The 13,568-nt window shown below is 66.6% G+C and carries 13 protein-coding genes; 7 read left to right on the top strand and 6 right to left on the bottom strand.

All coding sequences use genetic code 11. The features are described from left to right. A partial coding sequence (phnX, locus tag E8F06_RS01855) for a phosphonoacetaldehyde hydrolase (protein WP_280363635.1) occupies positions 1-792 on the top strand: 792 nt, incomplete at its 5' end. A 75-nt stretch (positions 793-867) separates the two neighbouring features. Here the strand turns inward: phnX and E8F06_RS01850 are convergent. Beyond that, complete coding sequence (locus E8F06_RS01850; RefSeq protein WP_280363633.1) at positions 868-1,401, bottom strand: Rrf2 family transcriptional regulator; 534 nt, start codon at positions 1,399-1,401, stop codon at positions 868-870. Between the two features lie 330 nt (positions 1,402-1,731). Here E8F06_RS01850 and E8F06_RS01845 point away from each other — a divergent pair, with 330 nt between their 5' ends. From E8F06_RS01845 to E8F06_RS01830, 4 genes are all read left to right on the top strand, one after another. Continuing rightward, positions 1,732-2,934 (top strand): NAD(P)/FAD-dependent oxidoreductase, encoded by a 1,203-nt coding sequence (locus tag E8F06_RS01845; RefSeq protein WP_280363630.1) that lies wholly within the window; start codon positions 1,732-1,734, stop codon positions 2,932-2,934. Between the two features lie 101 nt (positions 2,935-3,035). After that, on the top strand, positions 3,036-3,308 hold the full coding sequence (locus E8F06_RS01840) for a hypothetical protein (protein ID WP_280363627.1): 273 nt from the start codon (positions 3,036-3,038) through the stop codon (positions 3,306-3,308). Positions 3,309-3,444: 136 nt separating this feature from the next. Further along, positions 3,445-4,968 (top strand): NAD(P)/FAD-dependent oxidoreductase, encoded by a 1,524-nt coding sequence (locus E8F06_RS01835; protein WP_280363625.1) that lies wholly within the window; start codon positions 3,445-3,447, stop codon positions 4,966-4,968. Beyond that, positions 4,965-5,165 carry a zinc-binding dehydrogenase gene (locus E8F06_RS01830; RefSeq protein WP_280363620.1) on the top strand — a complete coding sequence of 67 codons (201 nt, stop codon included), beginning with the start codon at positions 4,965-4,967 and terminating at the stop codon, positions 5,163-5,165. The genes E8F06_RS01835 and E8F06_RS01830 overlap by 4 nt, the downstream gene beginning before the upstream one ends. Before the next feature lie 7 nt (positions 5,166-5,172). On the opposite strand, the gene E8F06_RS01825 is transcribed toward E8F06_RS01830, so the two are convergent. Continuing rightward, complete coding sequence (locus E8F06_RS01825; RefSeq protein WP_280363617.1) at positions 5,173-6,075, bottom strand: LysR family transcriptional regulator; 903 nt, start codon at positions 6,073-6,075, stop codon at positions 5,173-5,175. Positions 6,076-6,170: 95 nt separating this feature from the next. Between E8F06_RS01825 and E8F06_RS01820 the strand changes: the two genes are divergently transcribed. Further along, positions 6,171-6,950, top strand: coding sequence for an SDR family NAD(P)-dependent oxidoreductase (locus E8F06_RS01820; protein ID WP_280363616.1), 780 nt, complete (start codon positions 6,171-6,173; stop codon positions 6,948-6,950). 17 nt (positions 6,951-6,967) lie between these two features. Further along, on the top strand, positions 6,968-7,726 hold the full coding sequence (locus E8F06_RS01815; protein WP_280363613.1) for an SDR family oxidoreductase: 759 nt from the start codon (positions 6,968-6,970) through the stop codon (positions 7,724-7,726). Between the two features lie 112 nt (positions 7,727-7,838). Here E8F06_RS01815 and E8F06_RS01810 read toward each other — a convergent pair whose 3' ends face one another. The 4 genes from E8F06_RS01810 to E8F06_RS01795 are packed head-to-tail and all read right to left on the bottom strand — an operon-like array spanning position 7,839 to position 13,563. After that, positions 7,839-9,935, bottom strand: coding sequence for an HlyD family efflux transporter periplasmic adaptor subunit (locus E8F06_RS01810; RefSeq protein WP_280363611.1), 2,097 nt, complete (start codon positions 9,933-9,935; stop codon positions 7,839-7,841). Continuing rightward, positions 9,935-11,275: an HlyD family secretion protein gene (locus E8F06_RS01805; RefSeq protein WP_280363609.1), complete on the bottom strand. Its 1,341-nt coding sequence runs from the start codon at positions 11,273-11,275 to the stop codon at positions 9,935-9,937. Before E8F06_RS01805 ends, E8F06_RS01810 begins: the two co-directional genes overlap by 1 nt. Continuing rightward, positions 11,268-12,047 (bottom strand): efflux RND transporter periplasmic adaptor subunit, encoded by a 780-nt coding sequence (locus E8F06_RS01800; RefSeq protein WP_280363606.1) that lies wholly within the window; start codon positions 12,045-12,047, stop codon positions 11,268-11,270. The genes E8F06_RS01805 and E8F06_RS01800 overlap by 8 nt, the downstream gene beginning before the upstream one ends. Beyond that, complete coding sequence (locus tag E8F06_RS01795; protein WP_280363604.1) at positions 12,031-13,563, bottom strand: TolC family protein; 1,533 nt, start codon at positions 13,561-13,563, stop codon at positions 12,031-12,033. The genes E8F06_RS01800 and E8F06_RS01795 overlap by 17 nt, the downstream gene beginning before the upstream one ends. Between the last annotated feature and the right edge of the window lie 5 nt (positions 13,564-13,568).

Here is a 13,568-nt window from a genome sequence, read left to right as displayed (position 1 = left end):
ATCCTCGACTGGGCCGGTACCGTCGTCGACTTCGGTTCCTTCGCGCCGACCCAGATCTTCGTCGAGGCCTTCGGTGAGTTCGGCGTCGCCGTCTCCCTGGAAGAAGCCCGCGGCCCGATGGGCATGGGCAAGTGGGACCACATCCGCACCCTCTGCGACGTGCCGGCGATCGGCGAACGCTACCGCGCTGCCTTCGGCCGCCTGCCGACGGACGATGACGTCACCGCCATCTACGAACGCTTCATGCCGCTGCAGATCGAGAAGATCGGCCTGCACTCGGCCCTGATCCCCGGCGCCCTCGACGCCATCGCCACCCTGCGCGGCAAGGGCCTGAAGATCGGTACCTGCTCCGGCTACCCGGCGGTGGTGATGGCCAAGGTGGTGGAACTGGCCCGCGAGAACGGCTACACGCCGGACCACGTGGTGGCGACCGACGAAGTGCCCAACGGCCGTCCGTACCCGGCCCAGTCTCTGGCCAACGTGATCGCCCTCGGCATCGACGACGTCGCCGCCTGCGTGAAGGTGGACGACACCTGGCCGGGCATCCTCGAAGGCCGCAGCGCCGGCATGTGGACCGTGGCCCTGACCTGCTCGGGCAACGCCCTGGGCCTGACGTACGAACAGTTCAAGGCGCTGCCGAAAGACAAGCTGGACGCGGAGCGTGCGCGTATCGGCCAGATGTTCGAGGGTTCGCGCCCGCACTACCTGATCGACACCATCGCCGACCTGCCGGCAGTGATCGACGACATCAACCAACGCCTGGCCCGCGGCGAAACCCCGCAAGGCACGTAATCGGAGCCAGTTTCGAACGCTTGGAAAACGCGGCACCCCCTACGGTAGGGATGCCGCGGATGGTTACGGTCGGGCTCAGAGCGGCCCGACTTCCGTCTTGCCTTCGTGGCGGTCGTTCATCCAGCGCAGCACCTGTTCGCCGAACTCGGGCGGGGCCTTGCGTGCGACGCGGCGCACCAGGTCGAGAATGGTCTGCTGGGCGAGGGCTTCTTCCATGCGTTTTTGCGCCTGCAGCATCACCGCATGGATGGAGCAGGGGTCGGCAATGGCCCAGTCCGGCGCGGGGCAATCACTCCCGAAGATCGCGCAGCGCTCGCGTATACCCCGGCATTCGAAAATCTGCTTGTCGCCGTCGATGGCACGGACGATGTCCAGCACCGTGATCTCGTCCGCCGGCCGCGCCAGGCGGAAGCCGCCGCGTACACCTTCGGTGGCCGCCACCAGGCCCGCCTTGGCCAGGCGGGTGAACACCTTGGCCAGCAGTTCCGGCGGCACGCCCTGCAGTTCGGCCAGGGCGCGCACGCTGGCTTCTCGGCCATTGCCTTTCTCATCTGCGAGATAGAGGAGGCAGTGGATTCCGTACTCCACGCCCGCGCTGTACAACGCCATCTTTAACTCCGACTAATGCGGTCGCCATTTTGACGGCCGTTCTCTATTGCATTTCCCGTGTTTCCAGCTTCGCAGTGGAAGCCTTCCTTCACTTCAGACGCCTCAATGCTAAAGGATTGAAGCCTTGACGCCCATATTTGTCGCGGCTTGAGGGAAATGATGGCGACGAGCGGCATGACCCGGCAAGGAAAAATGCTTGCTGAAATTAACTACGACAAATACAGTCGTAGTTATCCGGTGTGATTAGAGGAAATGACCTCACCCCCCGGCCTATGACTCTCGGGTGTATCCGCCCGGAACAACCTCGCTTTTCGCCTTGTGGAGAGAACCATGAAACAACGCATCCTGATTGTCGGCGCCGGCTTCGGTGGTATGTGGAGCGCCCTGAGCGCGACTCGCCTGCTCGACCAGCATGGCCGCAACGACGTCGAAGTGGTGGTGCTCGCACCCCAGGCCGAGCTGCGCGTGCGTCCGCGCTTCTACGAACCCGAGGTGCACAAGATGGTGGCGCCGCTGGGCGACCTGTTCGACGCCGTGGGCGTGACCTTCGTCCAGGGCTTTGCCGAGCGCATCGACGTCGAGGGCAAGCGCGTTGGCTATCGCGATGCCGCAGGCGAGTTCGCCGAACTGGCCTACGACCGCCTGGTACTGGCCTCCGGCAGCCAGGTAGTACGCCCGGAGATGGCCGGTGTCGAGCACGCCTTCGACGTGGACAATCTCGAAGAAGCCGTGCGCCTGGAGCGCCACCTCAACACCCTGGCGGAGCGTCCTGCAACCGCCAGCCGCAACACCGTGGTCGTGGCCGGTGGCGGCTTCACCGGTATCGAAACCGCCGCTGAAATGCCGGCTCGCCTGCGTGCGGTGCTGGGCGAGGACGCCGATGTGCGGGTCATCGTGGTCGACCGTGGCCACCAGATCGGTGCTGCACTGGGCGAGGGGCCGCGTGCCGCCATTGCCGAGGCGTCTGCCGAACTGGGTATCGAATGGTGCCTGAACAGCGGCGTGGCTTCGGTGGATGCCGCCGGCGTGACCCTGTCCAACGGCGAACGTATCGAGGCGGACACCGTGGTCTGGACGGTCGGCGTGCGCGCCAACCCGCTCACTGAGCAGGTTCCGGCCGAGCGTGACGGCCAGGGTCGCCTTCACGTTGACGCCAATCTGCAGGTGCATGGGCATCACGGTGTATTCGCCACTGGCGACGTCGCCCGCGCGGCATGCGACGACCATGGCAACCATGCGCTGATGTCCTGCCAGCATGCGATTGCCCTGGGCCGCTCCGCCGGCAATAACGTGGCCGCCAGCCTGCTGGGCGTGACGCCGATCCCCTACAGCCAGCCGAAGTACGTCACCTGCCTGGACCTCGGTGCCTGGGGTGCCGTGTTCACCGAGGGATGGGAGCGCCAGATCAAGTTCGAGCGTCAGGAAGGCAAATCCATCAAGCAGCAGATCAACTCCGTGTGGATCTACCCGCCGGCGGCTGATCGTGCCACCGCACTGGCTGCTGCCGACCCGATGATTCCGGTCGTCGCCTGATACCCCAGTCGCCAGCCAATCGCCGGCGCTAGCCCATCGCCTGGGTCGCCCGTCCTGTGACGGGTGGCCCCAGGCCCCGATTTCCATGCCCGGAGCCTGCCATGAGCCTGACGGTCATGATTTCCACCCGCCCCCTGGCTGCCGCCGCCATCGAACAGATCATCAACCAGTGCCTGCCCGGCGTCGCCTGGACCCTCCAGTCGATATCGCCCGATGGCAGTTCCTGGCACCTGCACCTCGCCATCGACCCGTGCTCCGAACCGGTGTCCGGGATGTTCGCGTCGATCATGGCCAACGGATGGCTGACCGGCATCGAATTCGTGTCACCGGCACCGACCCATTGCGGGCTGCCGAAGGCGCCTGCATTCCAGTAACGGTCCCGTGGGACGGCCTTTGCGATTCCATGCTTTTGGATAGTGCGGAAAGCGGCTTGTTGGAACCATAGTCCAGCTCTAGCCTCTAGCATGGCTTCGTCAGCCGTGGTCCGAACAACAAGCACAAGGAACCGCCATGACCGCCCAATCGAACCCGTCCCAGGGCATCCTCGACGTACTGATCGTCGGTGCCGGCCTGTCCGGCATCGGCGCCGCCTGTTACCTGAAGCGCGACCAGCCGGGCAGGAGCTTCCAGGTACTGGAGGCGCGCGACAGCCTGGGCGGCACCTGGGACCTGTTCCGCTATCCCGGCATCCGTTCCGACTCCGACCTCTATACCTTTGGCTTCGAGTTCAAGCCCTGGAAGGACGAGAAGGCCATTGCCGATGCCAGCGCGATCATGAGCTACCTGCGGGAAACCGTGGTCGAGCACCAGATCGAGCGGCACATCCGCTACGGCCAGCGCGTGGTGTCGGCGGACTGGCGCAGCGAACGGGCCTGCTGGGAAGTGCTGGTGGAAGACGCGGCCAGCGGTCAGCGCAGCGTGGTGCCGTGCCGCTGGCTGTTTTCCGCTGGCGGTTACTACCGCTATGACCAGGGCTTTACCCCGAATTTCGAGGGTGCCGAACGCTTCCGTGGGCAGCTGATCCACCCGCAGCACTGGCCGGAAAACCTCGACTACAGCGGCAAGCGGGTCCTAGTGATCGGCAGTGGCGCCACGGCGGTGACGCTGGTGCCGGCCATGGCTGACAAGGCGGCCCACGTGACCATGCTGCAACGCACCCCGAGCTACGTGATCCCGCTACCAGCGAAGGACCCGATCGCTCTGCTGCTGCGCAAAGTGCTGCCGGAAAAGACCGCCTACGCCCTGGTGCGCTACAAGAACGCCAAGGTGGCGCTGGGCCTGTGGCGCTTCTGCCAGCGCTTCCCCAATGCCGCGCGGCGCATCATCCGCTTCGTCAACAAACGCGCGCTGCCCAAGGGCTATCCGGTGGATGTGCATTTCAATCCGCCCTACAACCCCTGGGACCAGCGCCTGTGCGTGGTGCCCGACAGCGACCTGTTCAAGGCACTGCGCAGCGGCAAGGCGTCCGTCGTCACCGACCATATCGACAGCTTCACCGAGCAGGGCGTAAGGCTGAAATCCGGCGTCGTGCTGGAAGCGGACATCGTCATCACCGCCACCGGGCTCAACGTGCAGGTGTTTGGCGGCGTGCAGCTGTCGCGGGATGGCCAGCCCATCGCCTGGAACGAAACCGTGGCCTACAAGGGCATGATGCTCTCCGGCATCCCCAACTTCGCCTTCGCGGTGGGCTACACCAATGCCTCCTGGACGCTCAAGGTGAGCCTGCTCTGCGAGCATTTCTGCCGCCTGCTGGGGCATATGGAAGAGCAGGGCGTCAGCGTCTGCGAACCGCAGGCTCCGGCTGGCATGCCGACCCGCCCGCTGCTGGATTTCGGCGCCGGTTACGTCCAGCGCGTCCTGGCCAACCTGCCACGCCAGGGCCCGGGCATGCCCTGGGTCATGTCCATGGACTACTTCAATGACGTGAAGCTGTTGCGCAAGGGGCCGGTGGACGATGCTTGCCTTCGGTTCTCTACCGGGCCGGCGGCGCAGCAGGTGGAATCTGCCGCCACGGTTGGAGAAGTGCTGGGTTGAGCAGGAATCCGCAGGGCGCGCCGAGCGCACCGATTCCGGGCTCGGCCTCGGCGTCGATACAAACCGTCTGTGCGCACGGCGCACCCTACGTACTCCATCGGAGCGCGGTGCGGCTCGCGGCCTTCGAACAGATGGCCGAGGCCCATCGTTACCTGGAGTCGAACCAGCAATTCGGCAAGATCGTGGTGACGCTTTGAAGACGGTTCAGGCCCTGCGGGGCTCGGTATCGAGCTGCGCGCGCATCAGCTCCAGGTAGCGCGCGGCGCCGAGTCCGAGAGGGCGATTCTTGATCCAGATGATGTCCACCCACAGCCGCAACTGGCTGGCCATGTTGTCGAAGGCGACTTCGGTGAGCGCGCCCGATGCCAGCAGCGGCTGGACCAGCGGCTGCGGCAGGTAGGCCCAGCCCAGACCGGCCTGGACCAGATCGAGGGTCGCCAGGTAGCTGTCGGAGAGCCAGACCCGGTGCGACAGCACGATCTGCGGGTCGGACGCGGTGGGCTCGCCGGTGCCGACGATGATCTGCCGGGTATCCGCAATCTGCGCCTCGCCCAAGGCACCGGACTCGTTTGCGGAGGCAAATCCCGGCGCGGCCACGGCCGTCAGCAACTGGCTGCCGGCCTCCAGGAAGGCTTCGCGCTCGTCGATGCCCGGCCGCTCGAACACCAGTGCCAACTGAACGCTGCCTTCATGCAGCATGCGCACGGCCTCGGCTTGGGATGCGGAGCGCACCTCGATCTGCAGGGTTGGAAACTCGCGGGCCAGGATCGCCAGCGGACGGCTCCAGGCACCGGTCTGCAGCTCCGGCGCCATTGCCAGCACCAGGCGTGCCTCAAGGCCCTGGTGTAATTGCAGGGCATGGGCGTCCAGCAGATTCAACTGGCTGGCGGCCTGCCGTGCCTGGGGCTCCAGTGCGCGGGCGGCGGCAGTGGGCAGGGCCTTGCGGGTGGAGCGGTCGAAGAGCTCCAGGTCCAGTTCGGCTTCCAGTTGGGAGATCGCCATGCTGACGGCGGAGGGCACGCGGCCGAGCTTGCGGGCTGCCGCGGAGAAGGAGCCCGCCTCGAGGACGGCGAGGAACACCTTGAGGGTTTCGCTGGTGAAGGCCATAGCGGTTGTCAGGTTTGCTGATGACGGTCGTCTTTTTCTATCAGGCTTGTGCACTTAATTTCCACTCCTACGACAACACGCGTGAGGAGCAGGACATGACGAACAGGAGTTGGCAGGGCCAGGTGGCTCTGGTGAGCGGGGCCGGCAGCGAACTGGGTATCGGCATGGCAATCGCCCGCCGGCTTGGCGCTGCAGGGGTGAAGCTGGTGGTCACCGCCAGTAGCGCGCGGATCGCCGAGCGGGTGGCGGAGCTGCGCGCCGAGGGCTTCGAGGCCGAGGGCAGGGCGGCAGACCTTACCGACGAAGCCCAGGTTCGCGAGCTTGCCACCTGGGCCGAATCGCTCTGGGGCCGCATCGACATCCTGGTGAACAACGCCGGCATGGCCATGCAAGGCAGCCCCGAACCCTTTGCCGAGGTTGCCGGCATGGACCTCGCCACCTGGAATCTTTCCATTGCACGCAACCTGACCACCGCCTTCCTGCTCACCCGCGCCGTGCTGCCGGGCATGCAGGCACGGGGTTACGGGCGCATCGTGCAGATCAGCTCCACCACCGGCACCCGTGGCAGCAATCCGGGCGAAGCCGCTTACAGCGCCGCCAAGGCCGGCATGGTCGGGATGAACATGGGCCTCGCGCTGGAAGTGGCGCGCCAGGGCATCACCGTCAACAGCGTTGCACCGGGATGGATCGGTACCGGCTCCAGCACGGAAGAGGAACGCCATGCGGCAAGCTATGTGCCGGTGGGCCGGGCAGGGCGCCCGGAGGAAGTGGCGGCTGCGGTGGCCTTCCTCGCATCGCCGGAAGCCAGCTACATCACCGGCGAACTGTTGGTGGTGGACGGCGGCAACTGCCTGATTGAAAACAAGGCGCCGTGAGCGGGAGGAACGTCACCATGAGCAGTCCTGTTGTTCTGATCACGGGTGCGGCCGGCGGTGTTGGCCGGGCGCTGGTCAAGCGATTCATCCAGGGCGGTTGGCAGGTCTTTGCCACCGACCTCTCCGCCGAGGGCCTGACGCGGCTGCAGGTGGAACATCCGGCCTGCGCCATCCTCGCCGGCGATATCCGGCGCCCGTCGACCTGCACCGAGGTAGTCGGTGCAGCGCTAGCCGCCTTTGGCCGGCTGGACGCGCTGGTCAACGCGGCTGGCGTCTGGCGTGAAGGCCCGGTAGACACCTTCAGCGAGGAAGACTTCGACCTGGTGCTGGATGTGAACCTGAAGGCCACCTTCTTCATGTGCTCGGCGGCTATCCCGCACCTGAAAGTGTCCGAGGGAAGCATCGTCAACATTTCCAGCGATGCCGGCCGCCAGGGCAACAGGAATGCAGCGGCCTATTGCGCGAGCAAGGGCGGCGTGACGCTGCTGACCAAGACCCTGGCGCTGGACCTGGCGCCCTTCGGCGTGCGCTGCAATGCCGTGTCGCCCGGCGATATCGAAACCCCGATGCTCAAGTTCCAGGCCGAGCAATACGGCGGGGGCGATCCCGAAGGGTATTACCGCGAGCTGCTGGCGAAGTATCCGCAGGGTGACCGGGCGTGCTTCATCCAGCCGGAGGAAGTGGCCGAATTGGTGTATTTCCTCGCTCAGCCGGAAGCGCGCTCCATCACGGGGGCGGATATGGCCATTGATCGGGGTGTTTCGGCGGGGAATTGAGCCTGGCGGGCCTGCGGCCCGCGTAGCGAATGAATTCGCCCCCACAGGAAGGGGGGCGGAAATCGTAGGTTGTGGCTGAGCGACGCGAAGCCCAACGAAGCGAGCACGCGCTCTAGAACCCGCTTTCCCTGAGCACCACCGCCGCGACATGGGTCAGGCCCTCGGCCAGCAGGCTGCGGCGGTTGCCTTCGATCTGCAGGTGGCCGCGGGTTTCGCGGAGGGAGGGCGGGGCGCTGTCCAGTTGCACCAGCACATGGAATAGCGGCGGCGTTGGCACCAGTTCCTTGCCGTGGCTGGCCACCGTCAGCGGGCCGCCGAAGCGGGAGGCGAGCATGGGGTGTTCGAGTTTGCTGACGCGCGTGCTGCCGATGGCCACCACTTTTCCGGTAATGGGCGCTGGCTGGCCTTCCGGGTAGAAGCGCACGCTGCCGTCCTGCACCAGCCGTTGCACGTCGTCCTGGTCGACGTAGGCGTCCACTTGCCAGCGGCTCGGGTCCACCAGCACTCCGATCGGTTCGCGGCTGTGCACCCACTGGCCGGGGCGCCAGTCCGGGTCGAGGTCCAGCCACTGGCCTGCGAAGGGCGCCTGGAGCCTGAGCCGGGCAATTTCCGAGCGGGCTGCCCGGGCTTCCTCGAACTGCACGCCGAGGCGCTGGCGGGTGGCCAGGGCCTGTTCGGCGCCGGTGGGGTCGGCGATCAGCCCGCCCAGGCGTGCCTCGTAGCTTTTCACGCTGGCTTCGCTGCTGGATACGCGCGAGGCGATGTCCGGCTCTTCCAGCGACACCAGGGTCGCACCGGCTTCCACGGTGCCGGCCGGATGGATGGCCTGCAGGCGGGCCGGGTAGGGCGCGAAGACCCGCAGCTGGTGTTCGGCGCGGGCCACGCCCAGGGCATGGATCTGGCTGCGCCAGGGCACGGCGAGCAACAGCAGGAGCGTGGCCAGCACGCCCCACCAGAAGACGCGGCGGCTACGGCGGATGGCGGCCCGGTTGGCCCACCAGTGTTTCAGTTCGCGCCAGACCGGCATGAGGATGAACCAGGAGATTTCCACGGCGAACAGCAGTATCCCGAGCAGTTTGAAAAAGAGCAGGTAGACCGCCACGGCGATCCCCAGGAACAGCACCAGGCGGTAGACCCAGGTGACCATGGCGAAGGCCACCAGGGCGCGGCGTCTGCCGGGGCTGAAGGATTCCGGCCACTCCTCATCCAGGCCCAGCACCACGCGCCGCAAGGTGGTCCGGGCAAGGGCCGAGGAACGCTCGTGGAGGTTGGGAAAGTCCAGCAGGTCCGACAGGATGAAGTAGCCGTCGAAGCGCATAAAAGGGCTGGCATTCAGCGCCAGGGACAGCACCCAACTGGTGGTGGCCAGGTAGAGCAGGGCATTGCGCAGCGGGCCCGGGTCCGACAGTGCCCAGCCAAGGGTGGCCAGGCCCGCCAGGGCCAGTTCGGTGAGGATGCCGGCCGAGGCGATGGCCAGGCGTTGCCGCGAGCTGCGCAGCTTCCAGCTTTCGCCAGTGTCGGTGTAGAGCATCGGCCAGAGCACCACGAAGGCGATGCCCATGTGACCCACCCGCAGCCCCAGTCGCGTCGCCACCAGGGCATGCCCCATTTCATGGAGCGTCTTGGCCAGGATCAGTGCCATGGCGAAGCTGACCAGCCCGGAGGCGGAGAAGGACTCCACTACCGCCGTGGTGAAGCTGTCCCACTGCTGCAGCACCAGCAGCACGCCCAGCACACCGAGGGCCACCACCAGTACCCCGGTCAGTGGCCGGAACAGCCAGTCCAGATGCCCGGCCAGGCGTTCCAGGTGCCGTTGCGGACGCAGCAGCGGGACGCGGAAGAACAGGTAGTGGTGCAGCCACCAGCGCCAGTCGAGCCAGGCATTGCCTTCGCTGCGTTTGGCCATGCGCGACGTGGCGTCTGGGCTGGGGCGCAACAACTGGTGCTGGTCGAGGAACTGGCGGAACTCCAGCACCTGCTCCACGTCCGGGCGCAGCGGCGTCTGCTCCTGGATGGCCTGGCAGATCCGCGCCGGCGTGCCTTCCCAACGCAACAGGCATTCGAACTCCAGCCAGCCGATGCGATAGAAGCGGTTCACTACCGTGTCCTGGATCACCCAGGCCGGCTCGCCGTCGCTACCCGGTGCGGTTTCCAGCAGGCGCAGGTCTTCCCGCAAGGCCGGCAGCGGTAGCTCGGCGGCATCGATCATCACAGGCCGGTCCAGGCGCGCAGCGCGGCGAAGGGACGGCGCAGCAGGTAGTAACCGAGCACTACCCGTTCGCCATACAGCTTGGCGGTACCGTGGAGGCCAAGGCGGGCGTGCTCCGGCTGGCCCTCGACGCTGGCCAGCAGCCGGTAGGCCACCACGCCTTCGTCGTTGGCGCGGGCCTGGTAGCTGGTTTCCAGCACCTCGCCCTTGAGCGGTGAGAGAGGATACGCGGTGAGGAACAGGGTGACCTCGGCGCCGGGTTCCAGGGCGATGGCATCGGCCACCGGCAACTGGATCAGCATCGCCGGCTGTGCCGGGTCGGCCACCTGGAGGATGCGCTCCCCGGTCACCACCGGCTTGCCCAGCCAGTCATTGGGGTCGCTGAACACTGCCACTCCGGCGCGCGGTGAACGCACGCGGGTGCGTTGCAGCTGTGCCTGCACCGCTGCCAGTTCGGCACGGCGCTGCTGGGCGCGGCCATTGAGCAGGGTCAGCTCGCTCTTGCTCTGGGGGTTGTCGAAGGCGCGTTGGCTGGCCGCCATCAGTTCGGCGTCGGCCACCGCCACTTCCTTGCCGAGGACCTCGGCGCGGCTCTTGAGCGTGGTTTCGTCGAGGCTGAGCAGCAGGGTGCCGGCTTCCACCGGCTGGTTCGGCCGCACCTGCATGCGTTCGATCACGCCGTCGATGGGGGAACTGACGATCTCCGCCTGGCGCGAGACGATTTCCGCCGGCGCCAGGGCTGTCTGCCTGACCGGAATCAGCATCAGCGCGCCGGCCACCGCCAGCGCCACCAGCAGCTGACGCTTGCTGGGCCGCCAGGCCAGCAGGCGGCGCTGGCCACCGAAGGCCGCCCAGCAATGGGCCCAGGTCTGCCAGAGGCCATCCAGCAACGGCAGCAGGGTTTCCGCCGGCGGCGCTTCCAGAAGGAACAGCACCAGCCCGAGGCGCTTGCCGTCTCGGTCATGCAGGGGAATGCACCAGATCCCGCTGGGCCACCATTCGGCCCAGCCTTCGGCGATGTCTTCGGGCGGCTCCACGGCATCGCGGCCCAACCAGCGCGGCGTCGCATCGGGCAACTGGCCGGCGAGCCAGCGGCTGGCACGGCGCAGCCAGACCAGGTAGGGCGAATCCTCGCTGGGCCGCGCCAGGCCGGAGACGCAGAGCAGCTCCAGGTCCTCGCCGCGCTGGGCCAGCACCAGTGCCTGGTGGCAGCGCAGCAGGGCGTAGGGGTCGTTGGCAATCGAAAACGCCAGGGCGTTCAGCGAATCGGCGGCCAGGGCACGGTCGCGCAGGGCGGCCAGTCCCAGCAGCAACTGAGGATGGGGCAGGCGATCAGTCATTGGCTTGCGGGAAGTGTGCGGTGCCGCTCATGCCGGCGATCAGTTCCGGGTGCTCGGCATCGAGCCGGGCCTCCAGTTCCACGGTCTGGGCCACGGCGTCCACCCGCGAGTTGATAGCGCTGATATGGGCGCCATAGGACTTGCCCGTTTCCAGGATGCTCACTTCCAGCGCCAGGCCCGGCTTGAGCCTGGGCAGCAGGCTGGAGGGCACGTTGAGGCGCACCTTGAGGGCGCCGTCGCTGACCAGGTCGAACAGCGGCGTACCGGCGGCCACGGTCTGGTACGGCTTCACGTGGACCTTGGCCACCCGCCCGGCGAACGGCGCCTGCACCTGGCAGTAGCCGCTCTGGGCCTGGGCCAGGGCGCGTGCGCCTTCGGCTTTCTGCACTTCGGTATTGGCCATGGCGACTTCCAGGTCGCCCACGGCGTCCAGCTTGCGCAGGTTGCGTTTGGCGTCGAGGTTCTGCCTGGCCATGGTCAGCTCGGCGACGGCCACCTTGGCGCGGGCCTGGGCTTCCTCGCAGTTGAGTTGGGCCAGCAGGGCGTTCTTCGCCACCTGCTGGCCGAGGGAGGCCTTGAGTTCGCCGAGGGTGCCGTTCATCTGGCTGGAGAGGGTGGTCTCCAGGTCAGCCGCGAGCAGCACGCGAATGGCGCCGGGGTCCCCGAGGGGACTGGCCGCCGGTACGTCTTCGGCATAGGCGGCGGGGAGCGGAAGCAAAGGGACAAGGGACAGCAAAAGTGCGAGCAGACTGCGCTCAGCGTTGTACGACATGCGGTGTTCCTTGTTGGTTGGCGAGGAGTTTGGCGCGTTGTTGCTCTTCCAGGGTGCGCTGGATTTCGCGGGCCAGCGTCGGGATGTCGTGCTTCTCGATCTGCTCCGGGAGGATGTCCAGGCCGATGGAGTTGTACAGCCGGCCCCAGGCGGCCTGGGCACTGGAGTAGGCGGCTTCGCGCTGGTAGCGCGACAGCAGGTAACGGCCTTCGGCGCGGATCAGCTCCAGTTCCGAACCGTAGGAGGTGTTGCGCGCGGCCTGGGCGTAGTCGAGCAGGCTCTGGTCCACCCGCAGGCTCTGGTCGGCGAATTCCACTTCCTGGCGCGCCAGCTGGTAGCGCAGGGTGCCGACGCGCACCTGGGTGAGGATGGCCATGGACAGCGCCACGCGGCGCATGTCGTCCGTTTTCGCCTGGGACTCGGTGGCGTTGTTGAGGGACGGCAGTTGCAAGAGGCGCAGCAGGTTCAACGACACCTGCAACCCGGTCTCGGTCCAGTGGCTGTTGTAGAGGAACTTGTTGGTGTCGTACTTGTAGCCGAAGTCCAGGCTGACGTTGGGCCAGAGCTGGGCCTTGGCGATCTTCAGGTCGTTTTCGTTGACCCGCTTGCGGTACCACTCTTCCATGATCTCCGGGCGGTTCTCCAGGGAGAGCTGCTCCAGCCGGTTGATGTCCTGCTTCAGTTCCGGCAGGGGCTGTTCGGTCTGGTCAGCGAGGACCAGCTTCGAGCCCGGCGGCAGCGACATCAGGGCCGACAGCTCGGCCTGGGCGAACTCCAGGTCCTGGCGGCGCACGGTGAGCAGGTAGATGGAATCCAGCAGGGCGCGCTGGTAAGCCAGCACTTCCTGGCGCGGCAACAGGCCTTTGGACTCGGCTTCCTGGGCGGAGAGCAGGGCCTGGTGCGTGCGCACCAGCAGACGGTCCACCTGGGGCATCAGGCGCTGGGCGCCTACGGCGCGCCAGTACGCATTGCGCACATCCTGCAGGACGTTCTGCGCCACCTTGCGACGGCGTTCCTCGGCCATGAGGATCTGGTCGCTCTTCTGCTGGGTACGGTAGTAGGCCACGCCGAAGTCCAGCAGGCTCCAGGAGAGGCCCAGGCCGTAGAGTTCGCGGTAGCGCTCCTCGGAGGTGGATGCCCGCAAGCTTTCCTCGCGGTCTTCGATGCCGATTGAGGTGCCGCCGGAGTCGTTGTTACGTCCGGCATAGCCAGCCGAGGCCACCAGGCGCGGCAGCATCTCGTGGCTGGACACGTCGCGCAGGTCGCTGGAGAGGGCGCTTTCCATCAGCTTCAGGCGGTAGTCCAGGTTGTACTTCAGGGCCCGGGCGGCGGCTTCATAGAAGGTGATGGGGGCGGTTACCGGTTCCTGGTCGGCGTACATCTGCGCCTGGTCCTGGACGATGCGCTGTCGGCTTTCCTCCTCGGTGTAGACGTGGGGCTTCATGGCCGAACAGGCACCTAGCAGCAGGCTGGAGGCGATGGCGGCGCTGAGGAGTGTAAGGGGCGTTCTTGGCATGGTCA

This window comes from Pseudomonas sp. BN411, assembly GCF_029871235.1.
In the GTDB taxonomy this organism is placed as follows: Bacteria; Pseudomonadota; Gammaproteobacteria; order Pseudomonadales; family Pseudomonadaceae; genus Metapseudomonas.
This window is presented reverse-complemented; position numbering and strand designations above follow the sequence as displayed.

Excerpts from the sequence above, each read along its gene's own strand:
- E8F06_RS01850 (WP_280363633.1), bottom strand. The coding sequence starts at position 1,401 with ATGGCGTTGTACAGCGCGGGCGTGGAGTACGGAATCCACTGCCTCCTC.
- E8F06_RS01845 (WP_280363630.1), top strand. The coding sequence starts at position 1,732 with ATGAAACAACGCATCCTGATTGTCGGCGCCGGCTTCGGTGGTATGTGG.
- E8F06_RS01840 (WP_280363627.1), top strand. The coding sequence starts at position 3,036 with ATGAGCCTGACGGTCATGATTTCCACCCGCCCCCTGGCTGCCGCCGCC.
- E8F06_RS01835 (WP_280363625.1), top strand. The coding sequence starts at position 3,445 with ATGACCGCCCAATCGAACCCGTCCCAGGGCATCCTCGACGTACTGATC.
- E8F06_RS01825 (WP_280363617.1), bottom strand. The coding sequence starts at position 6,075 with ATGGCCTTCACCAGCGAAACCCTCAAGGTGTTCCTCGCCGTCCTCGAG.
- E8F06_RS01820 (WP_280363616.1), top strand. The coding sequence starts at position 6,171 with ATGACGAACAGGAGTTGGCAGGGCCAGGTGGCTCTGGTGAGCGGGGCC.
- E8F06_RS01815 (WP_280363613.1), top strand. The coding sequence starts at position 6,968 with ATGAGCAGTCCTGTTGTTCTGATCACGGGTGCGGCCGGCGGTGTTGGC.
- E8F06_RS01810 (WP_280363611.1), bottom strand. The coding sequence starts at position 9,935 with ATGATCGATGCCGCCGAGCTACCGCTGCCGGCCTTGCGGGAAGACCTG.
- E8F06_RS01805 (WP_280363609.1), bottom strand. The coding sequence starts at position 11,275 with ATGACTGATCGCCTGCCCCATCCTCAGTTGCTGCTGGGACTGGCCGCC.
- E8F06_RS01800 (WP_280363606.1), bottom strand. The coding sequence starts at position 12,047 with ATGTCGTACAACGCTGAGCGCAGTCTGCTCGCACTTTTGCTGTCCCTT.
- E8F06_RS01795 (WP_280363604.1), bottom strand. The coding sequence starts at position 13,563 with ATGCCAAGAACGCCCCTTACACTCCTCAGCGCCGCCATCGCCTCCAGC.